This is a genomic window from Streptomyces pallidus (ex Mingjun et al. 2026), assembly GCF_051550185.1.
Lineage (GTDB): Bacteria > Actinomycetota > Actinomycetes > Streptomycetales > Streptomycetaceae > Streptomyces.
Genome location: NZ_CP196181.1, coordinates 5,427,024 through 5,453,601, shown reverse-complemented (window position 1 = coordinate 5,453,601; position 26,578 = coordinate 5,427,024). Strand labels below are relative to the sequence as shown.

The following is a 26,578-nucleotide window of genomic DNA, read 5'->3' as shown; positions in this document are numbered from 1 at the left end:
GGAGCGACGCACCGTAAGGATGGGGCCCGTGAGCTACAAGGCTGAGTACATCTGGATCGACGGCACCGAGCCGACGGCCAAGCTGCGCTCCAAGACGAAGATCCTCGCCGACGGCGCCGAGCTGCCGATCTGGGGCTTCGACGGATCGAGCACCAACCAGGCCGAGGGTCACGCGTCCGACCGGGTCCTCCAGCCGGTGTTCTCCTGTCCGGACCCGATCCGCGGCGGGGACAACGTCCTCGTGCTCTGCGAGGTCCTGAACATCGACATGACCCCGCACGAGTCCAACACCCGCGCGCTGCTCCGTCCGGTCGCCGAGAAGTTCGCCGCGCAGGAGGCGATCTTCGGTATCGAGCAGGAGTACACCTTCTTCGACGGTCAGCGCCCGCTCGGCTTCCCGGTCGGCGGCTTCCCCGCCGCGCAGGGCGGCTACTACTGCGGTGTCGGCTCGGACGAGATCTTCGGCCGCGAGATCGTGGAGAAGCACCTCGACCACTGCCTGGCGGCGGGCCTGGACATCTCCGGCATCAACGCCGAGGTCATGCCCGGCCAGTGGGAGTTCCAGGTGGGTCCGCTCAGCCCGCTGGAGGTCGCGGACCAGCTGTGGATCGCCCGCTGGCTGCTGTACCGCACCGCCGAGGAGTTCAACGTCTCGGCGACGCTGAACCCGAAGCCGGTGAAGGGCGACTGGAACGGCGCCGGTGCGCACACCAACTTCTCGACGAAGGCGATGCGCGAGGACTACCGCGCGATCATCGCGGCGTGCGAGGCGCTGGGCGAGGGCAGCAAGCCGCTGGACCACGTCAAGAACTACGGCGCGGGCATCGACGAGCGCCTGACGGGTCTGCACGAGACGGCCCCGTGGAACGAGTTCAGCTACGGCGTCTCCGACCGCGGCGCGTCGGTCCGCATCCCGTGGCAGGTGGAGAAGGACGGCAAGGGCTACATCGAGGACCGCCGTCCGAACGCCAACGTGGACCCGTACGTCGTGACCCGCCTGATCACGGACACCTGCTGCGCCGGCCTGGAGAAGGCCGGCCTCGTCTGAGACGGGTTTCCCGGCCCCGTGTGGGGCGGGGCGCGCGCCCGCCCGGCCCCACACGGCACACACCGTCACGCGCATGCCCGTCGGGCCCGTCCTCCGGTCCGGCGGGCATGCGCGTCTTCGATGCGTGTCCACCATGCGATGCGGATCCGCGAAACCGCTCCGTGGTCCGGACTCCCTTCAAACTGGCGCAACCTGACGGTTTGTCCGCCCTGCGAGGGGTTTGACGAAGCCTTGATTGCTGAATTTGAGATTCCGGTCCATCGGTTGAGACGAGACCTGCCCCGAGCCGAGGGCGTCTGCTTCAATGGGCACATGGCCAGCCACTCGCACACCTCGACCGGTCGCAGCGACCTCGAGCCGTTCTGGCCCTCCCGTCAGGACCATGACTTCGACCGGGTGTGTTGCCGCGCGACGAACGCGCCGGCCCTCTAAAGCCTTCCGGGATCGACCACCACCCCTCCCCCAAGGCCTTCGGTCTGCGCGGTGCAACGAGGACGTAGCACGTACGTACATCGCCTACGCACGCACGTCTCCTCCCGACCGCTTCGCGTGAAAGAGCTGACCACTCATGCCTCAGACCCGTTCCCTGACGTCCGCCGCCTCCGCTGCTGCGACCGCCACCCTTCCCTTCCCCTCTCCGGCCGAGTCCCCCTCCTCCGTCCCCGTCCCCGTCCCCGGCCCCGGCCCCGTCTCCTCCCCCTCCCCGTCCGCTCCGCGGCACCGCTTGCGGGCCGTCGCGCCGGACGAGGTCGCCCGCGTGGTCGACCTGCTGCCGCCCGGCGCCACCTGGCTGCCCGCGCCCCAGCACGCTCTGCCGGTGCTGCCGGGCCGGCCGCCGATGATCGGCTACCTGGTCCTGGTGCCGGCCGACCAGCAACCGCCCTTCGCCTTCGCCCCGCAGGCCGTCCCCACCTCGGCCCCCACCTCGGCCCCCACCCCGGTGCGCACCCCCGCACCCGATCCCGCACCCGGCTCCGCTCGCCACGCCGCCCCTGCCGCCACCGGGGACGGCGTGGTCCGGATCGACGCGGCGCGGCGCACCGCCGAGGTCGACGGTCGGGTGCTGGACCTCACCTACCTGGAGTTCGAACTGCTGGCGCACCTGGTCGCGCACCCGCACCGGGTGCACACCCGGGACCAGCTGGTGACCACGGTCTGGGGCTACGGCCACGTGGGCGACGGCCGGACCGTGGACGTCCACGTCGCCCGCCTGCGCCGCAAGCTGGGCGCCGCCCGCCGGGGCGCGATCCAGACGGTTCGCCGGGTGGGCTACAAGTACGCCCCCTGAGCGCGTCCTCTGAGTGCGCCCCCGAGTACGACTACGACGGTGGGCCCGTACTCCCTCGTGGAGTACGGGCCCACCCGGCTCGCTCAGGGCCGCGTTCGACGGGACGTCACCCGGCGGTCGGCGTCCCGGTGCGGCGCACCGCGACGGCGCCGAGCAGCACGTCGATCGCCAGGAACGCCACGAGGCTCATGCCGAGCAGCGGTACGAACCACCCGACCACCGCGGTCACCGCCAGCAGCGGCAGCAGCATGCCCACGGGCACCTTCCGCCAGGCGCCGCGCGGCTGGGCGCGGCCGGCGGAGAGGGTGCGGTCCTTGGTGGGCCGGCGCAGCCACCACATCCGGTAGCCCCAGAAGATCAGGAACATCAGGGCGACGGCGAGGGCGGCCAGCGCGATCTGGTTGGCGAGCCCGAAGGTCTGGCCCATGTGGAGGTCGATGCCGAACCGGGTCAGCTTGGCGAGGGCGGGGTAGTCGGAGAAGTAGAGGACGTCGATGACCCTGCCGTCGGCGGGGTTGACGGCGACGGTGTCCAGGTGGACCGGGAACTCCTTGTCCTTCTCCTTGACCACGTACCCCTTGCCCTTGGCCGGGAGCGTCACCTGGAGGTTCTCGGTGGCGCCCGCGGCGCGGGCGGCGGCCACGGCCTTGTCGATGCCGATGTCGGCCGTGGCCGGCGCCGGGGGCATCTCCATGTCCTCGGTCATGACGTGGCCGGCGTGCTCGCCGCCCGCGTCGGTGGCGCCCCCGCCGGGGGTGAGCGTGGCGGAGACGTTCGGGGTGGCGCCGCCGAGGCGGTCCTGGAGCTGGCCGATGTTCTCGCCGGCGTACTTCGACCAGGTCAGGCCGGTGGCGGAGAGGGCGACGAGCCCGGTGACGGCCCAGAGGCCGACGACGCCGTGCCAGGAGAGGGTCTTGCGGCGGCCGGTGGCCTTGCGGTCGGGCAGGACGAGCTGCGCCTTGCGGGAGCGGCGCCGGCCGGTCCACAGGGCGAGGCCTCCGAGGGCGACCACCCACAGCCAGCTCGCGGCGAGTTCGCTGTAGTTCCGGCCGAACTCGCCGAGCTGGAGGCTGGAGTGGAACTCGCTGAGCCAGGCGCGCACGGGCAGTGCGTCACCGGAGGTGGTGAGCACGCCGTTGACGTGGGCCGTATACGGGTCGACGAAGGCGGTGCGGGTCTGGCCCTCGGCGAGACCGGGGGCCTCCATGATCACGCGGGTGGTCGCCTCGGCGTCGGGGGCGGGCCAGACGGCGACGACCTTGCCGCCGGGCTCGGCGGCCTTGGCGGCGGAGACCTGGGTGCTGAGCGGCACCGTGCTCTCGCCGACCTGGTCGACGGTCAGCTCGTCGGCGTAAATGATCTTCTCGGCCTGCCAGGAGCCGGCGTAGAGGAGCCCGGTGGCGGCGGCGAGGAACAGCAGCGGGGCGATCAGGATGCCCGCGTAGAAGTGCATGCGCAGCAGCAGCGGCCGCAGCGCGGCCCAGGTACCGGGCTTCGCGGCGGGGGCGGCGCCGGCCGCCCCGGCGGTGGCGGTGTCAGCGGCGGATGCGGCGTCAGCGGCGGTGACCGCCTCGGTGGTGCTGGCGGCGGCCGCCTCGGCGGTGGCGGTGGCGTCGTCGTCCCGGGTACGGGTACGGGCGCCTTGGGCCTCGTCAAGAGACATGGGTCGTCCTAGGTGTTGGCGAAGACGGGGGTGGACCGGCCCCGGGTCTTGCCGCGCGCCCCACCACGACGGCAGGACGGAAGGTGCGCCGGTCAGGCGCAGGCGGGACGGCCGGGGGCCGTGACGTGGAGGCTTCGCCGACGGGGCGGCCCGCGCCGCACGAGGGTGTGCGCGTGCACGGCTCCGCGCAGCCTGCGCGGGGGCGCGTACGAGGGCCGCCGGACGGGAGGGCGCGGCACGAGGACGGCGCGGGCCCGCACCAGGGCGAGGGCGCGGGCGAGGGGACGGGCCGCGAGCAGGGCGGTGGCGCCTAGGGCGGCGACGAGCCGGAAGAGGGCGGCTTCGCCCCAGGCGAGCCAGGCGGCGCAGAGCAGCCCGGCGAGGACGTGGGCGGCGATCATGCCGAGGCCGCCGTTTCCGGCCATCGCGAGGAGGTCGGCGGCCGGCCCGGCGGGACCTCCAGTGGCTCCGGCCATGTCGGCCGTGCCCGGCATGCCGGCGGACGCCCCGCCCGCACCGCTGACCGCGTCCGCCCCGCTCAGCGCGGCTTCCACGTGGTGATGTCCGGGCACAGGCACGGACACGGGCTCGGGCAGGTGCCGTAGGGCGTGGTCGGCCTGGTGGGCGTGGTGCGCCTGGTGGGCGGCGTGACCGGAGAGACCACCGGTGCGGCTCGCGCCGGGGCCACCGCTACCGCTCGTGGCCTGGGTCCCGGAGAAGACCAGGTGCAGGACGCCCTGCACGGCGAGCACCGCCGCGCCGATCCCCACGGGCCCCCGGCGCCGCCCGGCGGCGAGCCAGGCGAGGCCGCCGGTGACGGCGAAGGCACCCAGAAGGCCCAGCGGCGGGACGTCCGTACCGGACATGTGGGCGTGTCCCGCGGCGCCCAGGGCCGTGCACACCGCCGCGAACATCGCGGCTCGTGCGGCGCGTATCGGCGCTGGGCTTTCTGACATGGCCGGATCATGCTGCCACAGGCCCCGCCTCGGTGCACCGGAGGGTGGTATCCGATCATGGTCGGGTGAATCCGATGCCAAGGCCGCCGATAGCCGGCGCGGTGTACGCGGGCGGGGTCCAGCTCGGGGCGTACGCCCTGGAACGGCTGGGCCCGGTCGACCGCGAGCAGGTCCTGCGGGACTGTTCGACCAACGTCGACAACCTCTCCGCCGGGCGCTGGGAGACGCTGCTGAGCAGCGCCGTCGTGGTCGAGGAGCCCATGCCGCTGCCGTACGCGCTGCTGCTGGTCGCCGTCCTCGGGTACGCGGAGTACGCGTACGGGGTGTGGTGGACGGCGGCGGTGTTCCTGTTCGGGCACGTCACGGCGACCCTCATGGTCTACGGGGTGCTGCGCGGGCGGGCCGGTCCGCAGACCCGGCGGGCCCTGGACGTGGGCACCAGCTATGGCTTCAACGCCGTGCTCGGGGCGTTGACCTCGGCGCTTCCGCGGGGCCGGTCCCGTACGGCCGCCCGGGTCGGACTGCTGGCGGTGGCGGCGCAGCCGCTGTTGCGACGGGAGCGGACCTTCACGGACGCCGGGCACCTGGTGGCCCTGGGTGTCGGTGTGGGGGTCTCCCTCGTCTTCGATTACCTATCCGGGACGAATCGTCCGAAAATCGGATGACTCGAAACGATGACCTGAAGCCCGGACCGATCACCATCACCTCTTCGCGCCACGCGCACCCGCCGACCGATGGAGCCGCCACGATGACCGCCACCGCCACCCCGTCCACCACCGTCGCCAACCTCCGCGACCTCGGCGGTACGCCGCTCGCCGGCGGCCGTACCGTCCGGCCCGGCCTGGTGCTGCGCTCGGGCCAGCTCGACCGGCTCGACGTCGACACCGACCCGGCCGTGGCCGCGCTGGGCCTGCGCACGGTCATCGACTTCCGCACCGTCGCCGAGCGCGCCGACCACCCGGACCGCATACCCGAGGGCGTGCGCCACCTGATCGGCGACGTTCTGTCGGACAAGCTGAACTCCGGGCAGGTGCCGGCGGCGACGCAGCTCAAGGACCTGTTGTCGGACCCGGTGGTCGCGGAGGAGCACCTGGGCGGCGGCAAGATCCAGGCCCTGTTCGCGGACACGTACCGGGCGTTCGTGCACACGGCCTCCGCGCAGGCCGCGTACCGGATGCTGCTCACCGAGCTGGCGGACCCGGAGGCGGGCCCGGTCCTGTTCCACTGCACGGCCGGCAAGGACCGCACCGGCTGGGGCGCGACGATCGTCCTGGCGCTGCTCGGGGCGGACGACGACACCCTGATGGCCGAGTACCTGGCGGTGAATCCGGCGGTGAAGCAGGCCTTCGCACGCATGATCGAGGGCTTCACGATGGCCGGCGGGAACCCGGACATCGCGCTGGCGCTGATCGGGGTGTTCCCCGAGTACCTGGAGGCGGCACTGGACGAGGTCCGCACGCGGTACGGCTCGATGGAGAAGTACGTCCGCGAGGGGCTCGGCGTCTCCGACGAGACGGTCGAGGCCCTGCGCGCCCGCCTGGCGGCCTGACCCCCGCCCCGAGCCCCTACGGACCGCCGCCCCCTGATCCGCACGGCCCGGACCCGCCTTCAGCCCCGCCATTCGACCCGAACGTGTGATCAGGGGGCGGTAACCATCCGGCCGTTCGCTCGTTCAGCTGAACGTGACTGCGCCGGACACCGCCACCCGCCCCCCGTCTCCCTCGACGCCCGACGTCGAGCAGGCCGAGGCCGCGATCGTCGAGCACTACCCACGGCTGGTGCGGCTCGCCTACCTGGTGCTGCCGCCCTCCCTGGGCCGGCACCGGCGCGTGCTCACCGCCCACTCGCTGGCCCAGCGCGCGCTGCCGCGCGGGAGGCGGGCCGGCGGGAAGGCCGCGGCCGGGGGGCGGCGGCGCGGCGTCCCGGGCCAGCGCGGCGACCACCCCGGCAACCACCGCGGTAGTCACCGCGGCGATCACCGTGGCGGCGGCACGGGCCCGGGCGCCGACCGCGGGTACGCGTACGTCCGGCTGCAGGTGCTGCGCTCCGCCCTGGAGGCGGGGGTCCCGCTGACCTTCCGGGCGCTGCCCAAGCGGTCCCAGTTGCCCGCGCCGCTCCCCCAGGTGTGGGGGCTGCGGCTGTTCCCGCGGTCCGGCGGGGCCGAGGAACTGGCCCTGGACCAGTGGCTCGCCACGCTCGACGGGCCGGGCCGGGCCGCTTGCGTACTGCGGGCGCTGGAGCGGCTGCCGGAGCCGGAGGTGCTGCGGGTGCTCGCCGCGGCCGGGGTGGCCGACCCGCAGGCGGCGGTCGCGGAGTCCGGGGATCCGGCCCATGACCGGCTGTTCGCCTCCCCCGAGTTCGATCCGTGCGTGCTGCAGGCGCGGCCCACCGATCTGCTGCGTCGCCGCCGCTTCGGGCGGGCCGCGCTGGCCGCCGGGGCCGCCCTCGCCGTCTGCGGGGTGCTGCTGGCGCTGCCGGGCGGCGGCTGGGGCGCGGACGGGGCCGCGGCCCCGCCGTACGCGCGCAACGAGGCCGTGGAGCAGGCCATGGATCCGGCCAAGCTGATCCGGGTCACCCCGACGCTGTGGCGTACGTCGTCCCGTACGGGCTTCTCGACCTGGCCTGCCCGCGGCGACCGCGTGAACGACACCGGGCTGCTGCGCCGGGCGCTGGCCGTGTGGGCGCGGCCCGGCAAGCAGGTCGTCGCCTCGGCCACGCCGGGCACCCCGCCCGGGCCGCCGATGGGCCCGCCGCAGCTGCTGTTCGCGGGCACGGTCGACCAGGCGGTGGTGGTCCTGCTGTACGACGGCCTGCGCGTGGTCCGGTACGCCGAGCCGCGCGCCGGAACGGCGGTGGCCGCCCTCGACTTCGCGCGCACGGACGGGGCGTCGGCGGAGACCGCCGCGGGGCTGGTGTTGAGCCGGGTCGACGGGAACGTCCGCTACCTGATCGCGCCGTGGGCGTCGGGGGTGGGCCTGCGGGACCTGCTGAAGCCGGGCGAGGCCACCGTTCCGCTGAAGTTGGGTCCGGACGGGGTCACACCGCCGGTGCCGAGCCCCGCCCCCGGGGGCAACTGCACCGGCTGGAACGCGCTGTCGCTGACCGGCGAGGGCGCCACCCGACTGGTGACGGACCTGGGCGAGCTGACCCCGGCCCGGCTGACCGCGGGCGCGCCGGGTGCCGAGCGGGACGTCGCGGAGGGCGGGGAGCTCAGCGACTGGTCGCGGATCGCCTGCCTGCTGCCGTCGGTGCGCTCCGCCGGTGTGCGGACGGTCAACGCCTGGACGTACGCCAAGCAGCAGCTTCCCGAGGGCGAGGGCACGGCGACCTGGCTGTGCACGCGGGCGGAGACCTGGGCGGGCGTGCAGGACCGGGTCCAGGCCCAGTTCCTGACCCCTGGCGCCCCGTTGGCCGCGCAGACGGCCAAGGCGGAGGGCTCGCCGGCGTGCGGCCCGCGGGAGCCGCGGGTGCTGGCGGGCGTGCTGTGGAAGTCGAAGGCGGGCCAGTGGTACGCCCTGGCGGCGGGCAGTGCGCAGTTCGCGTCGCTGTCGGCGTCGGGCGGCGGGGTGAACGGCTCGGCGGCGGGCAACCGCCTGGCGGTGAAGGCACCGGCGGGCGCCCTGGTCGAGCTTTCGGGCAAGCTCACGGACGGCACGAAGGCCAAGGCCCTGGGCCAGTAGCAGCCCACCTCCCCTCCCCTGCACGGGCGAGCTCCCCAGCACCGGCGGATTCCCCCTCCCCGACATCGACGGGGTCCCCGGCAGCGACAGGCACCCCGGCTGCGGCGGGCGTTCAGGAGTGTGCTCCTCCCACGGGCTCCGGGGAGCCGGACAGCAGCGCGGGCCAGTCCTGCCCCGCGGCCCAGTCGGCGAACGTGTGCCAGCCGACCTCGGGGTGCTCGCGTCGCAGCCGGGCGGTGTCGACGTCGAGCCCGTGGGTGGTGAAGTAGGCGAACATGGCGGCCAGGTCCTCGGACCAGGTGCGGACCTGCGCGAGCGGCACTTCCTGGTGGATGACCGGACGGCCGGCGGCGGCCGCGAGGGCCTCCGCGATCCGGGCGGGAGTGAGCTCGTCGCCGGCGAGGTCGATGCGGCGGCCGGCGAACTCGGCGCGGCGGCCGAGGACCAGCGCCGCGAACGAGCCGATGTCGGCGACGGATATGAGGGTGAGCGGACGGTCCTCGGGCATGGGCCAGGCGAAGAAGCCCTCGCGCAGACCGTCGAGGCTCCAGCCGGTGGCGTGGTTGTCCATGAAGGCGGCCGGGCCGAGCACGGTCCAGGGCACTCCGGCGGCCCGCAGGTGCTGCTCGATGAGGTGCTTGCTCTCGTAGTGCGGGATGCCGGTGCCGCGGTCGGCGTGGGCCGCGGAGGTGAACACGATGTGCCCGAGGCGGGCGTCCGCCGCCGCGTCGACGAGGGTGCGGCCCTGCCGGGTCTCGGTGGCGATGTCGGTGCCGAACGGGGTGGTGACCGCGAAGACCGAATCCGCCCCGGTGAGCGCGGCGTCGAGCGAGGCGCGGTCGTCGAAGTCGGCGCGGCGCACGTCGGCTCCGAGGTGGCGCAGGGCCTCAGCGGCGGGTGAGGCGGGGTCGCGGGTGAGTGCGCGGACGTGGTGGCCCGCGGCGATCAGGGCTCGGGCGGTGGCCCCGCCCTGGGCTCCGGTGGCTCCGGTGACGGCGACGGTGAGCACGGTTTCCCCCATGAGGTCGAACGGCAGCGGCGCATGACCCGGCGTCACACACTCTCTGCGTTGCGCATTAACTGCGCTACGCAGAAGACTAGCGGACGGAGAAGGGATTCCCAACCCCTCCTCACGTCAGTACATTGACGCCATGTCTAATAAGCCGCTGTCGGAACGCACCGGGCTCAAGGCGCGCAACGTGTCCTTCGGCTGGGAGGACACCCCGCTCCACTGGCTGCCCGGCGACCCCTTCGCCACGCACACCATCAACGTGCTGCACCTGCTCCTGCCCGCCGGCGAGCGCTGGTTCGTGCACGTCTACAAGCAGGTGCTCCCGCACATCAGGGACGAGCAGCTCCGTGCGGACGTCATCGGCTTCATCGGCCAGGAAGCCATGCACGCCGCCGCGCACGACGACGTCCTCCCCCACCTCAAGCGGCTCGGCCTGGACCCCACCCCGTACACCGCCCAGGTGGACTGGCTCTTCGAGAAGCTGCTCGGTGACCGCACCCTGCCGCCCGGCCGGGCCCGGCACTGGTGACTCATGGAGCGCGTCGCGATGATCGCGGCGATCGAGCACTACACGGCGTTCCTCGGCGACTGGGTGCTGAACGCCGACGAGTTGGACCGGCGCGGCGCCGACCCGATGATGCTCGACCTGCTGCGCTGGCACGGTGCGGAGGAGGTCGAGCACCGCTCGGTGGCCTTCGACCTGTTCATGCACGTCGACGGCGGCTACCGGCGCCGGGTCCGGACCTGGGCCACCGCCTTCGCCGCCCTCGTCTTCCTCTGGCAGCGCGGCACCCGCTTCTTCATGGAGAACGACCCGCACCTGCCCGACGCCAGGGCCTCGTTCGGCCAGTTCTTCCGGGCCGGGCAGCAGGGCACGCTGCCGTCCACCGGGGCGATGGTCAGGTCGATCCCGACCTACCTCTCCCGCACCTACCACCCGTCCCAGGAGGGGTCCACCGCCCAGGCAGCCGCCTACCTGGCCTCCTCCCCCGGCGCGAACGGCGGTGTCCGACCGTGAGCAGCAGCCGCACCCTGACCCTGACGGCGTTCGCGGGCGCCGCGTGGCTGGCGAAGCGCGCCCTGCGCCGGCGCATATCCCGCTCGCCCCTCTGGCCGCTGCCCGCCCTGGAGACCCCGGTCTCCGGGTACTCGCCGCGCCGCCGTCTGCGCGCCCGGATCGTGTCGCGCACCGAACCGGCGCAGGGGGTGGTCCGGCTGACCGTGGAGTCCCCGGAGCTGCCGGCCTGGACGCCGGGCGCGCACGTCGACGTCACGCTCCCCTCCGGCCGGGTCCGCCAGTACAGCCTGTGCGGCGACCCCGCCGACACCGGGCGGTACACGATCGCGATCCGGCTGGTCGAGGACGGCCGCGGCGGCTCCCGCGAGGCCCACGCCCGACTCGTCGAGGGCGCCGAGCTGGAGCTCCGCCCGCCGCGCAACCGCTTCGCGCTGGAGCCCGCGCCCGCGTACGTCTTCGTCGCGGGCGGCATCGGCATCACCCCGGTCCTGCCGATGCTCGGGGCCGCCACCGCCGCCGGGGCGGACTGGTCCCTGCTGTACGGGGGCCGTTCCCGGGCCTCGATGCCGTTCCTGCCCGAACTCGCCGGGTACGGGGACCGGGTCACCGTGGTCCCGGAGGACGAGGCGGGCCTGCCCGACCTGGCCGGGCTGCTCTCCGGTACCGCCCCGGACGCCCTGGTCTACTGCTGCGGCCCGGAGCCCCTGATGACCGCGGTCCTCGCCGCCGTCCCGGACCCCGGGGCCGTCCGCCTGGAGCGGTTCTCCCCGTCCGCGTTCTCCCCGTCCGCGTCCCCCGCCGAGGCCCGGCCCTTCACCGTCGACCTGGCCCGCTCGGGCCGTACGGTCGAGGTCGGTCCCGGCGAATCCACCCTGGCCGCGGTCCGCCGGGTGCTGCCGGACACCCCGTACTCCTGCGAGCAGGGCTTCTGCGGGACCTGCCGGCAACGGGTCCTGGCGGGCGGGGTGGACCACCGCGACGAGCTCCTCACGGACGGGGAACGGGAGGGTTCGATGCTCCTGTGCGTGTCGCGCGCGAAGGGGGACCGTCTGCTCCTCGACCTGTAAGGACCGCCCCGGACCTGCGGGTATGTGAGGACGTCCGGGGACGGCCGGTCGCCCGGGGGCGAAGTAGGGTGTCCGCATGACAACCGGGGTGCGACGCAGGATGGGTGTCGAGGAGCGGCGGCAGCAGCTCATCGGGGTGGCCCTGGAGCTGTTCAGCAACAGGTCTCCCGACGATGTGTCGATCGACGAGATCGCAGCGGCGGCGGGTATATCGCGGCCGCTCGTCTACCACTATTTTCCCGGCAAGTTGAGCCTCTACGAGGCTGCGCTGCGCCGCGCGGCGGACGATCTGGCGCAGCGGTTCGTGGAACCGCACGAGGGTCCGCTCGGGGCGCGGCTGCTGCGCGTGATGGGCCGGTTCTTCGCGTTCGTGGAGGATCACGGGCCCGGTTTCTCCGCGCTGATGCGCGGGGGGCCGGCGGTCGGCTCGACGCGGACCAACGCGATGATCGACGAGGTCCGGCAGGCGGCGTACGACGAGATCGTCAAGCACCTCGGGATCGAGAGGCCGCCGGCGCGGCTGGCGCTGGTGGTGCGGTCGTGGGTGTCGCTGGCCGAGTCCACGGCGTTGATCTGGCTGGAGGGCCGGGAGATCCCGCGTGCCGAACTGGAGTTGCAGCTGGTGCACGATTTCGCGGCGCTGGCCGCGGTGAGTGCCGCGTACGACGCCGAGATGGCCGGGATCATGGCGCGGATCCTGGCGGGCGAGCCGGCGGACGGGCCGTTCGGCGAACTGGTGGGCCGCCTCGCGGCGTTGGTCCCCGTGGCACAGGACCCGACACCGGAACCGACACCGGAACCGACACCGGAACCGACACCGGAACCGGAGCCGGACCCGCACTGATGATCGCGTGATAATACGCGCGTGATCATTGATGACGAAGGGATCCTGTTCCGGCGGGCCGTGGAGAAGGACGCCGCCGCGCTGGCGGCCTTGTTCGACCGGGCCGCCCAGTGGATGCAGAAGAACGGGATCGAGCAGTGGACGCCCGGGGACAAGGACGTCGCGCACTTCACGCAGCGGATGCGCGAGGGTGAGGTGTGGCTCGCGGGGGACGCCGGGGGGCGGATCACCGGGGCGTACGAGCTGTGGTGGTCGGACGAGGACGCCTGGGGCGTGCAGCCTCCGGTCGCCGGCTACGTGCACCGGCTGATGGTGGAACGCAGAACCGCGCCCGCGGGGACCGGCCGGCGGCTGCTCGAACACGCCGAGCGCCGGATCGCCGGTTCCGGTCTGCCGCGGGCGCGGCTGGACTGCGTCTCCACCAACCCCCGGCTGCTCGCGTACTACCAGGACGCGGGCTACCGGGTGGTCGGGGAGTTCCCCCGCAAGAAGGGCAAGGACGGCCGCGTCTACGGGGTGGTGCTGCTGGAGAAGCGCCTCGACCGGCTCAGCGTCGTGTGAAGACCGCGATCGTACGGCCGGGGATGCGGAACTCTCCCTTCTCCGCGTCGTACGAGGACTGCTTCACGACCGCGTCGGAGCCGGCGGCCTGCACGGGGTGCAGGGTGTAGCCGGTTCCGGCGAGGCCGGGGATCCGCTGTTCCTGGGCGTCGGGCGTGGCGTTGAACACGACCACCAGGCGGCCCAGCGTCATGGTGATCACTCCGGGGGTCTCGTCCTTCCCCGAGAGCGGGAAGGCGAGCGCGTCCTGTACCTCCCGGGCCGTGCCCAGTCCGAAGCCGGGTTCGGTGGTCCGGATCCTCAGCAGGTCCCGGTAGGCGGCCGAGGCGCCGGTGATCTCCGCGCAGCCGGGGGCGGGCCCGGTCAGCAGCGGCTTGGCGTACGGCCACTTGGAGCGGTTGTCCGCGGCCGGCGGCAGGCCCCTGCCGAAGCCGTTGCCGTCGCGGCAGTCCCAGTGGACGGCGTTGAACCAGTCACCGCTGTCGTACGAGTTGCGGTCCAGGGACTTCGAACGGAGCAGGTCGGTCCCGGCCTGCGACAGGGCGGGCCCCTGGGAGAGCGCGGTGACGCCCATCGCCAGCACCTGCATCCGGGCCCGGTCGCCGACCGGGCTGCCCTGGGGCAGCTTGTAGGCGAGGGCGTCGGCGAGCGTCTCGTTGTCGTGGGCGTCGGCGTAGGCGAGGGCGTCGCCGGGCGCGGCCGCGTATCCGGCGGGGGCGCCGTTGTAGTCCACCTCGGAGCCCTTGACCCGGCGTCCCGCGGTGTCGGTGAAGGTGTAGGAGGCGAGGTTCCCGGACAGGCCGACCTTGATCAGGTCCTGGTCGTGCAGCAGGCGCGCCCGCTGCTCGGCGGCGGTCCCGTTGGCGGGGGACCCGTTCGGTGCCGTGAACAGCCCGGAGGCGAAGCCCTGGACGCGCGGGTCCTCGTCGAAGGGGCCTCCGCCCCTGACGGCGTCGCGGGCCCGGTCGGAGAAGGTCGCGATCCCGGTCCCGGCCATGTTCAGCTGCGTGGCCTGGACGAACCGCGCGTCGTTCGCGACCTCGCCGAAGTTCCAGCCCTCCCCGTACAGGATGATCTTCTTGCCGTCCACGCCGTCCTTCTCCACCGTCAGGGCGTCGAGGGCCCGCCGCACGGCGAGGATGTTGTCCTTCGGGTGGTGGCCCATCAGGTCGAAGCGGAAGCCGTCGACCTTGTACTCCTTGGCCCAGGTGACGACGGAGTCCACCACGAGGCGGCCCATCATGGCGTTCTCGGGGGCCGTGTTGGCGCAGCACGTCGACGTGGCGACGCTGCCGTCGGCCAGCAGCCGCTGGTAGTAGCCGGGGACGATCCGGTCCAGGACGGACTTGCCGTCCTGCCCGGCGGCCACGGTGTGGTTGTAGACGACGTCCATCACGGTCCGCAGGCCGGCCCCGTTGAGTCCCTGCACCATCCTGCGGAACTCGACGGTCCTGGCCGTCCCGTTCGGGTCGCTCGCGTACGAGCCCTCGGGGACGGTGTAGTGCAGCGGGTCGTAGCCCCAGTTGTACGAGTCCTTCGCCGCCGCCGCGGCGACGCAGGCCTGCTGCTGCTCGGAGTCGGGTGCGTAGACCTTCAGGTCGCAGGCGGGCTCGGTGCGGTCCTCCCGCTTCTCGGGGATGGTGCCGATGTCGAAGGCCGGCAGCAGGTGGACGTACGAGGTCCCGGCGGCCGCGAGGTCGCGCAGGTGCCGCATGCCGGCCGAGTCGCGGTCGGTGAAGGCCAGGTACTGGCCGGGGTGCTTGCTGGTGGGGTCGGCGACGGAGAAGTCCCGGACGTGGAGTTCCTGGATCTGCGCCGAGGTGAACGGCACCGCGGCGGGCTTGCGCAGCTGCCGCCAGCCGGGCGGGGCCAGCTTGGGGTCGGCGAGGTCCACCACCAGGCTCGACGTGGAGTCGACGGTCAGCGCGGTGGAGTACGGGTCGGTCACCACGTTGCGCACTGTCTGCCGGGCTGCGGGCGCCCACACGGTCACGGCGTAGCGGTACGGCTTCCCGGTCCAGGACCGCTCGCCCCGCACCGACCAGACACCGGTGGCGTCGTCGCGCCGCATGGGCAGGACGCGGCCGTCGAGTTCGAGCTCGACCTTGCGGGCGGTCGGCGCCCACACCGACAGCGAGGGCCGGCCGTCCTCGAAGACGGGTCCGAGCGCGGCCTGCGTGGCGTACAGGTCGTCGAGGACCCCGGCGAGCTGCACACCGGTGGCCGCCAGCACGGCCCCGTTGGCGGCCCGGGCGGAGGCGACGACCTGCCCCCGCAGCGCGTCCCGCACCCGTCCCCGGTCCCTGGCGTCGACGCTGAACGCGGCCTGGGCGGCGAGGTGCGGGAACTTCTGCTTCTGCGCGTCGGTGAGCTTGGTCGAGGTCAGCCGCAGCCACTGCGCCGCCCCGGTCAGCGTGCCGTTCTCGGCCTTGACCGTCCCCTCCGCGGATGCGAGCAGCTGCACGGAGGCGGCCCCTGCCGGGGCGTTCCAGACGACGGTGTCCCGGTCGATCCAGACGGCCTGCGCCTTGCCGAGGTCGATCCCGGCTGCCGCGCCCGCGGGCTGCGGCAGCAGGTAGGCGGGCTGCCCGCCGAGCATCCACACCTCGTGCCCCGACGCCTTCAGGTCGAGCGACTGGTCCGAGGGGAGGTCCTTGTCGTCCCCCCGGTGGACGATGTAGCTGAGGGAGCCGGCCCCCGCGGCGAGCGGCACCTCGAAGACGGCGCCGTAGGCGTCGAACCGGGCGGGCGCCAGCGGCTTGGCCCAGTCGGTGGGGTTCGCGGCCCCGGTCCACACGTGCAGGCCCCAGCCGTCGTAGGCGCCGTCGGCCCGCTTGTAGTGCAGTACGGCCTTGCCCTGGTCCTGCGGCGGTTGGGCGGGCCGCTCGGTCTGTGCGGCCTCCTTGCCCTGCTCCACCCAGACCTCGCCGCTGCGCGTCACGTCCAGTGTGCGGTCGGCGGCGACGTCCTTGTTGCCGTCCTTGTCGATCACGAGGTACCCGATGGAGGAGGCGCCGGGCTTGAGCTTGACCCAGGCGAAGGCGCCGTACGCGTCCCGACCGACGAAGTCGTGCCCGGCGGGCCAGGGCGTGGTCTCCCCGTCGGCGATGTCCCCCCAGGCGTAGAGCCGCCAGTTGGTGTAGTCGCCGTCGGGCCGCCGGTAGTGGACGACGGCGTAGTCGCGCTGCGTGGCCGTGGGGACGCCCACGGGCGGGAGCTGTCCGGCCACGGTGTCGCCGAGGGCGCTCGCGGTGCGTCCGGCGGAGTCGACGGCCACGGCCTTGTATCGCAGCGGGGTGCCGACCGGGGCGTTGACGTACTGGGTGACCTGGTACGGGGCGTGGTCGGCGGAGCCGAGCACCTGCCACGGGCCGTTGCCGACCTGGGCGGCGAACACGACGCGGTTGAGCCCGCCGCCGCTGACGTCCGCGGAGACCCGGACGGTCCCGGCGGCGCCCGCAGCGGGTGCCTTCAGGGTCACGGCGGGCTTGGAGGCGGCGCCGGCCAGCGGCTCGACACCCCGCAGCACGACGGACCCGAGGGCGGGCACGACCACCGTCAGCCTGCCGGCGGCGGAGGCGCGGACGAGCGCGGTGCCGCCGTACAGGGTGCGGTACTGGGCGCCGGCGGGGGCGTTGATCTCGACGGTCCGCGACTCGGTGCCGTTGTTGGCGGCGACGAGGTACTCGGTCCGGGTGCGGGCGTCGGTGCGGGCGAAGGCGTAGACCGGACCGTCCGCCAGCCGCTCGCTCTGGATGCCGTCGCGCAGCGCAGGGTGTTCCCGGGTCAGCTTGGACAGTGCGGCGACCTGACGGTAGAGCGGGTGCTGCTGGTCGTACGCGTCACTGGCGTGCGTGCGCGGGGTCCCGAGCTGGTCGTCGTCGAGGTAGTCGGCGATCTTCGTGGCGAAGAGGGGTTGCCGGGCGTCCTTGTCGCCGCCCGCTCCGGTGAATCCCTGCTCGTCGCCGGAGTAGACGACGGGGTTGCCGCGGGAGAAGAACATCAGCTCGTTGGCGAGCCGGTACCGGTCCAGGAGTTCCTGCTCGCTCGCGCCGGGCCGGTCCTGCTTGAGGAAGGTGCCGAACCGTCCCATGTCGTGGTTCCCGAGGAACGTGACCTGCTCGTAGGCGTTGGCCTTGTCCGTGGTGTACCGGTAGTCCTCGGCGAGGACTCCCGCCAGCCGGCCGGCGGCCGCGCCCTGGGAGGCGTACGCGCGGATGGCGTCCTGCATCGGGAAGTCGAGGGTGGCGTCCAGCCGGCCCCGCGTCACGTAGGGCGAGGTGACGGCCGGGTCGGCCGAGTAGACCTCTCCGAACATGAAGAAGTCCTTGCGCCCCTGCTTGGCGGCGTACTTGTCCAGGGCGGTGGCCCACTGCGTCCAGAACTCGGTGTTGACGTGCTTGACGGTGTCGATGCGGAATCCGTCGACGCCGAAGTCCTTGACCCACTTCTCGTAGATCTTCTCCATGCCGCTGACGACCTCGGGCCGCTCGGTCCACAGGTCGTCGAGCCCGAAGAAGTCGCCCTGCTCCGAGGACTCGCCGGCGAAGGTGGAGTCGCCCCGGTTGTGGTACATGGCGGGGTCGTTGAGCCACGCCGGCACCTTGAGGTTCTTCTTCTCGTCGGGCACGAAGGGCGTGCGGGGGAAGGACGGGGTTCCGGTGGCGGGGAACGGGCGCTTGCCGTCCGCGTAGTCGGCGTCGTCGAAGGGGACGCCGTCCTTCGTCAGGTACGGGAAGGCCCCCTTCGACAGGTAGCCGTAGGACTGCTCCCGGTAGTCGACGACGTCGGCCGTGTGGTTGGTGATCACGTCGAAGAAGACCTTCATCCCCTTCTGGTGGGCCTTCTCCACGAGCTTCGACAGGTCGGCGTTGGTCCCGAAGTGCGGGTCCACCTGCGTGAAGTCGGTGATCCAGTAGCCGTGGTAGCCGGCCGAGACGTCGTCGCCCCTGCCCTGCACCGGCTGGTTCTTGAAGATCGGCGCCATCCAGAGGGCGGTGGTGCCCAGCCCCTTGATGTAGTCGAGCCGGTCCGTCAGCCCCTTGAGGTCACCCCCCTGGTAGAACCCCTTGTCCGTCGGGTCCAGGCCGGTCTGCAGCCGGCCGCCGCTGAGGCCTCCCGTGTCGTTGCGGGGGTCGCCGTTGGCGAACCGGTCCGGGAGGACGAAGTAGAACTGCTCCCGCGTGAGGTCGTGCCGCGCGGGCTCGGCGGCCAGTCTGGAATCCGACGGCGGGCCCGGGGGTCTTCCGGCGGCCTCGGCGGGCAGGGCGGGCAGGAGCGTCACGGCCAGTGCGGCGGCGAGGACTCCTGCGGCAGGGCGTATCAAGGCGGCTCTCCTTGGTTACGTGAAGAGGGCCGCCCGGCGGTGGCGGGGTCCCTTACTGGGTGCCGGGCGGCCCTGGTCTGTGGGGCGTCAGTTGCGCCAGGTGTCGTTGAGAACGACCTTGTTGCTCGCCGGAACGGTGGCGGTGCGGTTGGCACCGCTCTCCCAGGTGACGTTCCCGGCGGCGTCCTTGCGGACGTACTTGTACGAGAACGCCGTGCCGGGCGGAAGGGTCACGTCGAGCTTCCACACCGGGTACGCGGAGGGGTCGAGCTTCACGGCACCGGCCGGGCTCCAGTTCCCCAGTTCGGCACGGTCCCCGGTGACGTAGACGTCCTGTCCGGGCACGGTGGTGGCGTTCACACCGAACGAGGCACCGGCCGGGGTGCTCGCCGGGCTCCCGCAGTTCCGCGCGCCCACGTGGACGGCGAGCGCCGCGTTGCTCCCGATCGTGGCGGTGAGCGTGCCGTCCGCCCCGACGGAGACGATCCTTGCGCTCTGCACGTCGCAGTAGTCGCCCGCCGGCAGCGACGTCTGGAAGGTCCGCGTCAGAGCGGCTCCCTCGTGGTTGATGGCCACGAACGCCTTGCCGCCCCGACCGAACGCGATCTGGTCGTTGCCGTTGTCCCACCAGTTGGTCACGCCCTGCCCGCGCGCCGCGTTCCGGAAGCCGACCATGGAGGAGATCTCCGGCCACGCGTGCTGGCACTTCCAGCCGTCGCGGTAGCACGCGGTGACCTGCCCGCCGTTCGGCGGCCCGGCGTCCTTGTCGGTCCACTCGTACCCGGAGTGCACGTCCGGCGACCCGTACGGCCAGGCCAGCATGAACACGCTGGCCAGCGTGTAGTCGGCGCCGTTCTTGTAGGTGAGCGTGTCGCCCACGCGCTCGGTGTCGTGGTTGTCCACGAAGACCCCGGCGCTGCCGGAGGGCATGTGGCCCCAGCCCTCGCCGAAGTTCTTCAGGTAGGCGAGTCTTTCGTCCTGGAAGACCCGCTTGAGGTCCCGCGCGTAGCGGAACTCCTGGACGTCGCCGTTGCCCAGGTACTCGCTCGGCGACACCGCCTCGCCGACCCCGTGGATGGCCTCCTGCTTCCAGTAGGCGCCCGGATTCGTCAGCCGTGACTTGATGTCGGCGAGGTCGGCGGCCGGCATGTGCTTGGCGGCGTCGATCCGGAAGCCGTCGACGCCCAGCGACAGCAGGTCGTTCAGGTAGGAGGCGATCCGCCCCCGCACGTGGTCCTCGCCCGTGTCCAGGTCGGCGAGGTGCACCAACTCGCAGTTCTGGACGTTGCCGCGGTCCTGGTAGTTGGTGATCTCGGCCCGGCAGTCGTCCATGTCGGCGCCGGAGTACGTCCCCGGGTACGCGTACTTGGTATACGCGCTGCCACCGGTCCCGACGCCGTCACCGGCGGCCATGTGGTTGATGACGGAGTCGGCGACGACCTTCACCCCGGCCGCGTGGCAGGTGTCGACCATCGCCTTGAACGCGGCCCGGTCCCCGAGCCGACCGGCGATCTTGTAGCTGACGGGCTGGTACGAGGTCCACCACTGCGGCCCCTGGATGTGCTCCTGCGGCGGTGACACCTGGACGTACCCGTACCCGGCGGGCCCCAGGGTCTCGGTGCACGCCCGGGCCACGGACTCGAAGCGCCACTCGAACAGCACGGCCGTGACGTCCTTGTCGCCGGGCGCCGCGGCGACGGCCTGCGGGGCCTGCGCGGTCAGCGTGGCGGCGGCCAGCGCGGCGACGGCGAAGAGCCCGGCGGCGCTCGCTCTGGCAGGTCTGGCAGCTCTGACAGACATGTGGGGCCCTCCTGGCGGAAGAGGTGGGGGGATTGCAGTGACCGTAGGGGCCGACACCAGACTGTTGCAAGAGCTTGCGCAAGAGATTGCAGAATTGTTTCCTGGCGGCCATCTCCCCACCGGGCCCCGCCTGTTGGCCGGCACCGGTGAAAGGACGATGGGCGGCCGGGAGATCCCAGCCGCCCATCCACCCCCGACCAAGGGGAACTCGTGGTGCGGTGCGGGCCGGGCCCGCACCGCGCTACCCGTCCGGAACTCAGTCCCCGCGCGGCGCCGTTCCCGTGGACCCGCGGACCACCAGCTCCGGCTGGAACACGTACTCGGTGCGCTGCACCGGCGTACCGCCCACGGCCTCCAGCAGCGCCCCGACCGCAGCGGTCGCCATGGCGCGCACGGGCTGCCGCACCGTCGTCAGCGGCGGATCGGTGAACGCGATCAGCGGCGAGTCGTCGTACCCCACCACCGAGACGTCCTCGGGCACCCGCAGCCCGCGCTCCCGCACCGCGCGTATCACGCCGAGCGCCATCGGGTCGCTGCCGCAGACGATGCCGGTGCAGCCGCGGTCGAGCAGGGCGCCGCCCGCGGCGTGCCCGCCCTCGACGGTGAAGAGGGTGCGCTGGATGAGCCCGTCGGCCTCCGCCCCCGGCACCGCCGCGGTGAACCCCTGCTCCTTGCGGGCCGACGGAACGTACCGGGTCGGCCCGATGGCCAGCCCGATCTTCCGGTGCCCGAGGTCTTCCAGGTGCCGTACGGCCATTTCGGCGGCGGCCCGGTCGTCCGGGGATATGAAGGGTGCGTTCACGTGCTCGTTGAACCCGTTGATCATCACGAACGGCACCCCGCGCGAGCTGAGCCGCTGGTACCGGGCGGGATCGGCGAGCGCGTCCGCGTGCAGCCCGGACAGGAAGACGATGCCGGTGACCCCGCGCTCCTCCAGCTGCTCGACGAGCTCGTCCTCCGTGGCCCCGCCGGGCGTCTGCGTGCAGAGCACCGGCGTGTACCCGTGTCCGGCCAGCGCCTGTTCGATGACCTGGGCGAAGGCAGGGAAGATCGGGTTGGTGAGCTCGGGTATGAGCAGCCCGACGAGCCCGTTGCTGCGCCTGCGCAGCCGCACGGGCCGTTCGTAGCCGAGCAGGTCCATCGCGGCCAGCACCCTGTGCCGGGTGCCGGCCGCGACGCCCGCCTTGCCGTTGAGGACCCGGCTGACGGTCGCCTCGCTGACCTGGGCCTGCGCGGCGATGTCCGTCAGCCGGAGCGGGGAGGTCACCCCTGCCACCACACCGCCGTGTCGGCGGGCAGCACGCCCGGCTCGGTGAGCTCGCCGCTGGCGAGCAGGACCGTGCCCGGTGCGGGCAGCGCGACCGGCTCCGCGGTGGTGTTGGCGGTGCAGACGAAGGCGCCCCGCCGGAACGCCAGCACGCCCTCCGGTGCCGGGAGCCACTCCACCGCGTCGCCGGCGCCGAGGTCGGTGTTCTCCCGCCGGATCCGCAGCGCGCTGCGGTACAGCTCCAGCGTGGAGGCCGGGTCGCCGGTCTGCGCCTCGACGCTCAGCGCGGCCCATTCCGCGGGCTGCGGCAGCCAGCTCCCGCCGTCGCCGAAGCCGTACGGGGCTTCGGTGCCGCTCCACGGGATCGGCACGCGGCATCCGTCGCGCAGGCCGTCCTGCCCGTTCTCCTTGAAGAACGACGGGTCCTGGCGCACCTCGTCCGGCAGGTCGACGACCTCGGGCAGGCCGAGCTCCTCGCCCTGGTAGACGTACGCCGAGCCGGGCAGGGCCAGCATGACCAGCGCTGCGGCGCGCGCCCGCCGCAGCCCCGCCTCCGCGTCGCCCTCACCGAACCGGGTGGCGTGCCGGACGACGTCGTGGTTGGACAGCACCCAGGTGCTGGGGGCGCCGACGGGACGCATCGCGTCGAGCGAGTCGTCGATGGTGGCGCGCAGGGCGTCCGCGTTCCAGTCGGTGGTCAGGTAGTGGAAGTTGAACGCCTGGTGCAGTTCGTCGTGGCGCACGTAGAGGGCGGTGCGGTCGGCGCTGGGCGTCCAGGCCTCGGCGACGCCGATGCGGTCCCCGGCGTACTCGTCGAGGACCTTGCGCCAGGCGCGGTAGATCTCGTGGACGCCGTCCTGGTCGAAGAAGGGCAGGACCTGGTTGCCGAGCAGCTTCAGCTGCTCGTCGCGGCCGAGGTCGGGCAGTCCGGGCGCCTTGACCAGGCCGTGCGCGACGTCGATGCGGAAGCCGTCGACGCCGAGGTCGAGCCAGAACCGGAGCACGGACCGGAACTCGTCCTGCACGGCCGGGTGGTCCCAGTTGAAGTCGGGCTGCTCGGGGGCGAAGAGGTGCAGGTACCACTCCCCGTCCGCGACCCGCGTCCAGGCCGGACCGCCGAAGATGGACTCCCAGTCGTTCGGGGGCTCCTCCCCGTTCTCCCCGCGCCCGGGCCGGAAGTGGAAGCGCTCGCGCAGCGGCGTTCCGGGGCCTTCCCGCAGTGCCTGCTTGAACCATTCGTGCTGGTCGGAGCAGTGGTTGGGGACGAGGTCGACGATGATGCGCAGGCCCAGTTCGTGGGCTTCGCGGATCACGGCGTCGGCGTCGTGCAGGGTGCCGAACATGGGGTCGATGGCCCGGTAGTCGGCGACGTCGTAGCCGGCGTCGGCCTGCGGGGAGGCGTAGAACGGGCTGAGCCAGACGGCGTCGACGCCCAGCTCCTTGAGGTAGGGCAGTCTGCTGCGGATGCCTTCGAGGTCCCCCATGCCGTCTCCGTTGGAGTCGGCGAAGCTGCGCGGATAGACCTGGTAGATCACCGCTTCTCTCCACCAGCCGGGCGCAGTGCCGGTGGCGGTGGGGAGTGTTTCGGCGAGGTGCTGGGTCATGACGTCCTTGGTTGGGTTCGGGCCGGGGGTACGGATGGACGGGCGGGCGCGGGTGGTCAGCCCTTGGTGGCGCCCGCCGTCATCCCGGCGACGAGGTGACGCTGGGCGAAGACGAAGAAGACGGCGGCGGGGATCGCGATGAGGACCGAGGCGGCCGTCATCGGACCCCAGTTGGCGGTGTACTGCGTGACGAAGGTCTGCAGGCCGCCCGCGAGGGTGAGGTTCTCGTCACCGACCATGAACGCGGAGGCGTACGCGACCTCGCCCCAGGCGGTGATGAACGAGTAGAAGCCGGTGACGGCCAGGCCGGGCTTGGCCAGCGGCAGGATGAGGCGCCAGAAGGTGCCGAAGGGGTTGAGTCCGTCGACCCGGCCGGATTCGTCGATCTCGACCGGGATGGTGTCGAAGAAGCCCTTCATCATCCAGGCGCAGAACGGCACGGCGATGGTCAGGTAGGTGATGATCAGTCCGACGGGCTGGTTGAGCAGCCCGAGCTGCCCCATCAGGTTGTAGAGCGGGACGATCAGGATGGCCATGGGGAACATCTGCGTGATCAGCAGGGTCCACATGAGCGGCTTCATGCCCGGGAACCTGAACCGGCTGACGGCGTACCCCGTGGTCGCGGCGATGAACACGCCGAGCACGGTCGTGATGCCGGCCACCAGCACGGAGTTGCCGAACCAGGTGAAGAAGGAGGTCTGCTCCACCAGGTAGCGGTAGTTCTCGAGGGTGGGTTCCTTGACGAAGTCGGTGGTGATCGCGTGCTTCGCGGGCTTGAGGGAGGTCAGGAGCACCCACAGCACGGGGAAGACGGCGATCACGGAGGCGACGACGAGGGTCGCGTGCAGCCCGACGGAGGCGAGCGGGGACCGCTTGCCGCGCTCGCGCACGCCGGCGGTTCGGTCGGTCGTGGAGGTGGCCACGGTCGTCACCACACCTCTCCCTGCTTGCGCAGCGCCCGTCGGTAGACCAGCGCGAAGATCATGAGGAGGGCGAGGATGAGCACGCCCCAGGTGGCGGAGCCGGCGAAGTCGCGCGGGCTCGCCACGAACGCCTGCCGGAAGGCCTGGGTGACCAGGATCTCGGTGGCGTCACCCGGTCCGCCCCGCGTCAGCAGGAAGATCACCGGGAACATGTTGAAGGTCCAGATGGTGGAGAGCAGGATCACGGTCATGCTCACCGAGCGCAGCCCGGGCAGGGTGATGTGCCGGAAGCGCTGCCAGGTGCTGGCGCCGTCCATCTCGGCGGCTTCGTAGAGCTCGCCGGGGATGGACTGGAGGCCGCCGAGGAGGGCGACCATCATGAAGGGGATGCCGAGCCACACGTTGACGGCGATGACGGAGACCTTGGCCCAGGTCGGGTCGTCGAGCCACGGGACGGCCGCGATGCCGCCGCCTTCGAGGATCTTGTTGAGGATGCCGTTGTCGCGGTTGAAGAGGAACCGCCAGGCGAAGACCGAGACGAAGCCGGGCACGGCCCAGGGCAGGATGAGCGCCATCCGGTAGACGGCACGGCCCTTGAACTCCCGGTTCAGCATGTTGGCCAGGGCCAGCCCCAGGGCGAAGGTGATGGACACGCACGCGACGGTCCACAGCACCGTCCACAGCAGCCGCTGCGTGAACACCGGGTCGGCGAGGACGGCCGTGTAGTTGTCGAGCCCGACGAACTCGTACGTGGCATCGATGTGATTGGCGCCGATCGTACGGGCGACATTGCGCTCGTTGGCGTTCGTCAGCGACAGGTAGACGCCGCGCACGAGCGGCCAGCCGATGATGACGCCGAGCACGATCACGACCGGGGCCACCATGGCCCAGGCGTACCAGTGCGTCGCGAAAGCACGCTTGAGCCCGCCGCGGTCCGCGGCGCGCTTCTTCGGGTTCGAGCCCTCAGCCGTGCGGCTCCGGCCGCGGGCGGCGACGTGCTCGTCGTCGCCCGCGGCCGTTGCCACCGACTGGCTGGTGTCAGCAGCCATGGTCTTCGTTACTTCCAGCCCTTGAGGATCTTGCGGAACTCGGCGCCGGCGGCCTTGGCGGCGTCCTCGGGGGTCGAGGCGCCGGTGACGGCCTTGGTGTATTCGACCTTCAGCGGCTCGAAGAGGGAGCCGTTCTCCGGGATCCAGGCGCGCTCGACGGCCTTGTCCACGGCCGGCTTGAAGAACTGGACCATCTCGTTGGACTTGACGTCGGCCTGGTCGTAGGCGGCGGTCCGGGTCGGGAGCAGGCTGAGCTCCCTGGCGGACTGGACCTGGACGTCCTGCGAGGTCATGTACTCGACGAAGGCGTGCGCGGCGGCGCGGTTCTTCGACCCGGCGTAGACGGCGAGGTCGTGGCCGCCCTGCGGGCCGCCCGCCTTGACCGAGCCGGCCGGGACCGGGGCGATGCCCAGGTTGGCCTTGTCCGCGAACTGCTCGCCGGCGTAGGTGTCCTTGATCCCCCAGGGGCCGTTGATCATCATGGCGACCTGGCCGGTCTTGAAGGCGGTCTGCATGTTCTGGTAGCCGTCGGTGGAGTTGGTGACGGCTGCACCGGAGGCGACCAGGTCACGGGCGGCCTTGAACGCCTTGACGCCGGCCTCGTTGTCGACCGTGACGGTCTTGTTCTTCGCGTCGACCAGGTCGCCGCCCTCGCCGTAGATCAGCGGGAGGAACCAGTAGGAGTCGTCGCCGCGGAGGTACAGGCCGGTCTTGCCGGTCTTCGCCTTGATCGCGGCGGCGGCGGTCTTCAGCTCCTCCAGGTTCTTGGGGGGCTGGACACCGGCGTCGGCGAGCATCTTCTTGTTGTAGAAGAGGCCGAGGCTGTCGATGACCTGCGGGACGGCGTAGGTCTTGCCCTCGTACTTGCCGCTGGCCGCGGCCTGCGGCAGGAACTCGGCGTCGACCTTCTTGGCGGTGTCGGCCGGGACCTGGTCCAGGTAGCCGAGCGAGGCGAAGTCGGCGACCCAGCCGACGTCGGCGCGGATCACGTCGGGGGCCTCGGAGCCGCTGCTGAAGGCGTTCTTGACCTTGTTCTGCGCGTCGCCGTACGGGACGTTGACGTACTTGACGGTCACCTTCGGGTGCTTCGCGGTGAACGCCTCGGCGATCTTCTGGAAGCTGGCCTTCTCGGCATCGTTCGAGGTGTCCCACCACGTGACCGTGCCGGAGAGCTCCCCGCCGGCCTGGGTACCGCCGTCGTCCTTGGTGTCACCGCCGCAAGCCGTCGCCGCGAGCGCCAGGGTCGCGACCAGCGCGGTGGCCGCTATGCCACGCCGCATATGAACTCCTTCGATGATCCCGGCCGCTCCCTCGCGGTCCCGAGTTGCAGGGAACGTAACAAGCCTGAAAGCCGTCCGAAAGAGCTTGCGGCAATTTTCTGCAAGCGGGGCCGATCGTTACATCCGTGTGTCCTGACGGTTGCCGCTGCTTGCTGGTCGTTCGAACTTCCGTCGGGTCGTCAGCCCTGCAAG

General features: G+C 72.2%; 18 protein-coding genes and 1 pseudogene. 9 read left to right on the top strand and 10 right to left on the bottom strand.

Annotated elements, in window-relative coordinates; all coding sequences use genetic code 11:
- Positions 1-28: 28 nt before the first annotated feature.
- A complete protein-coding gene (gene glnII, locus ACSHWO_RS24130; RefSeq protein ID WP_385849430.1) occupies positions 29-1,048 on the top strand; it encodes a glutamine synthetase in 1,020 nt (339 codons plus the stop codon).
- Positions 1,049-1,616: 568 nt separating this feature from the next.
- Complete coding sequence (locus ACSHWO_RS24125; protein ID WP_438314818.1) at positions 1,617-2,336, top strand: winged helix-turn-helix domain-containing protein; 720 nt, start codon at positions 1,617-1,619, stop codon at positions 2,334-2,336.
- Between the two features lie 106 nt (positions 2,337-2,442).
- Here ACSHWO_RS24125 and ACSHWO_RS24120 read toward each other — a convergent pair whose 3' ends face one another.
- Positions 2,443-3,999, bottom strand: coding sequence for a PepSY-associated TM helix domain-containing protein (locus tag ACSHWO_RS24120; RefSeq protein WP_438314815.1), 1,557 nt, complete (start codon positions 3,997-3,999; stop codon positions 2,443-2,445).
- Positions 4,000-4,091: 92 nt separating this feature from the next.
- A complete protein-coding gene (locus tag ACSHWO_RS24115) occupies positions 4,092-4,955 on the bottom strand; it encodes a hypothetical protein (protein ID WP_438314812.1) in 864 nt (287 codons plus the stop codon).
- A 74-nt stretch (positions 4,956-5,029) separates the two neighbouring features.
- On the opposite strand from ACSHWO_RS24115, the gene ACSHWO_RS24110 reads away from it, so the two are divergent.
- From ACSHWO_RS24110 to ACSHWO_RS24100, 3 genes are all read left to right on the top strand, one after another.
- Positions 5,030-5,620: a rhomboid-like protein gene (locus tag ACSHWO_RS24110; RefSeq protein WP_438314809.1), complete on the top strand. Its 591-nt coding sequence runs from the start codon at positions 5,030-5,032 to the stop codon at positions 5,618-5,620.
- 83 nt (positions 5,621-5,703) lie between these two features.
- Positions 5,704-6,504 (top strand): tyrosine-protein phosphatase, encoded by an 801-nt coding sequence (locus tag ACSHWO_RS24105; protein ID WP_361096983.1) that lies wholly within the window; start codon positions 5,704-5,706, stop codon positions 6,502-6,504.
- A 133-nt stretch (positions 6,505-6,637) separates the two neighbouring features.
- On the top strand, positions 6,638-8,635 hold the full coding sequence (locus ACSHWO_RS24100) for a hypothetical protein (protein WP_438314806.1): 1,998 nt from the start codon (positions 6,638-6,640) through the stop codon (positions 8,633-8,635).
- Positions 8,636-8,747: 112 nt separating this feature from the next.
- Here ACSHWO_RS24100 and ACSHWO_RS24095 read toward each other — a convergent pair whose 3' ends face one another.
- Positions 8,748-9,656 (bottom strand): NmrA/HSCARG family protein, encoded by a 909-nt coding sequence (locus ACSHWO_RS24095; protein WP_438314803.1) that lies wholly within the window; start codon positions 9,654-9,656, stop codon positions 8,748-8,750.
- 130 nt (positions 9,657-9,786) lie between these two features.
- Between ACSHWO_RS24095 and ACSHWO_RS24090 the strand changes: the two are divergent.
- The 4 genes and pseudogenes from ACSHWO_RS24090 (at position 9,787) to ACSHWO_RS24075 (ending at position 13,137) form a co-directional block, all read left to right on the top strand.
- A pseudogene (locus ACSHWO_RS24090) lies at positions 9,787-10,665 on the top strand (metal-dependent hydrolase).
- On the top strand, positions 10,662-11,732 hold the full coding sequence (locus ACSHWO_RS24085; protein WP_438314800.1) for a PDR/VanB family oxidoreductase: 1,071 nt from the start codon (positions 10,662-10,664) through the stop codon (positions 11,730-11,732). Before ACSHWO_RS24090 ends, ACSHWO_RS24085 begins: the two are co-directional and overlap by 4 nt.
- A gap of 76 nt (positions 11,733-11,808) precedes the next feature.
- A complete protein-coding gene (locus ACSHWO_RS24080; protein ID WP_438314797.1) occupies positions 11,809-12,576 on the top strand; it encodes a TetR/AcrR family transcriptional regulator in 768 nt (255 codons plus the stop codon).
- A gap of 24 nt (positions 12,577-12,600) precedes the next feature.
- Complete coding sequence (locus ACSHWO_RS24075; protein ID WP_361097015.1) at positions 12,601-13,137, top strand: GNAT family N-acetyltransferase; 537 nt, start codon at positions 12,601-12,603, stop codon at positions 13,135-13,137.
- Here ACSHWO_RS24075 and pulA read toward each other — a convergent pair.
- The 7 genes from pulA to ACSHWO_RS24040 form a co-directional block, all read right to left on the bottom strand.
- Positions 13,124-18,463, bottom strand: coding sequence for a pullulanase-type alpha-1,6-glucosidase (gene pulA, locus ACSHWO_RS24070; protein ID WP_438314794.1), 5,340 nt, complete (start codon positions 18,461-18,463; stop codon positions 13,124-13,126). The genes ACSHWO_RS24075 and pulA overlap by 14 nt on opposite strands.
- A gap of 87 nt (positions 18,464-18,550) precedes the next feature.
- Positions 18,551-20,263, bottom strand: coding sequence for a carbohydrate-binding module family 20 domain-containing protein (locus ACSHWO_RS24065; protein ID WP_438314791.1), 1,713 nt, complete (start codon positions 20,261-20,263; stop codon positions 18,551-18,553).
- 256 nt (positions 20,264-20,519) lie between these two features.
- Positions 20,520-21,539, bottom strand: a complete 1,020-nt coding sequence (locus tag ACSHWO_RS24060) for a LacI family DNA-binding transcriptional regulator (protein ID WP_361096959.1) — start codon at positions 21,537-21,539, stop codon at positions 20,520-20,522.
- The gene (locus ACSHWO_RS24055; RefSeq protein ID WP_438314788.1) at positions 21,527-23,134 is read right to left on the bottom strand and encodes a glycoside hydrolase family 13 protein; all 1,608 of its coding nucleotides are present in this window, start codon (positions 23,132-23,134) and stop codon (positions 21,527-21,529) included. The genes ACSHWO_RS24060 and ACSHWO_RS24055 overlap by 13 nt, the downstream gene beginning before the upstream one ends.
- A 56-nt stretch (positions 23,135-23,190) precedes the next feature.
- On the bottom strand, positions 23,191-24,069 hold the full coding sequence (locus ACSHWO_RS24050) for a sugar ABC transporter permease (RefSeq protein WP_385849442.1): 879 nt from the start codon (positions 24,067-24,069) through the stop codon (positions 23,191-23,193).
- Complete coding sequence (locus ACSHWO_RS24045; RefSeq protein ID WP_404243564.1) at positions 24,063-25,106, bottom strand: carbohydrate ABC transporter permease; 1,044 nt, start codon at positions 25,104-25,106, stop codon at positions 24,063-24,065. The genes ACSHWO_RS24050 and ACSHWO_RS24045 overlap by 7 nt, the downstream gene beginning before the upstream one ends.
- An 8-nt stretch (positions 25,107-25,114) precedes the next feature.
- Complete coding sequence (locus tag ACSHWO_RS24040) at positions 25,115-26,386, bottom strand: extracellular solute-binding protein (RefSeq protein ID WP_385849329.1); 1,272 nt, start codon at positions 26,384-26,386, stop codon at positions 25,115-25,117.
- Between the last annotated feature and the right edge of the window lie 192 nt (positions 26,387-26,578).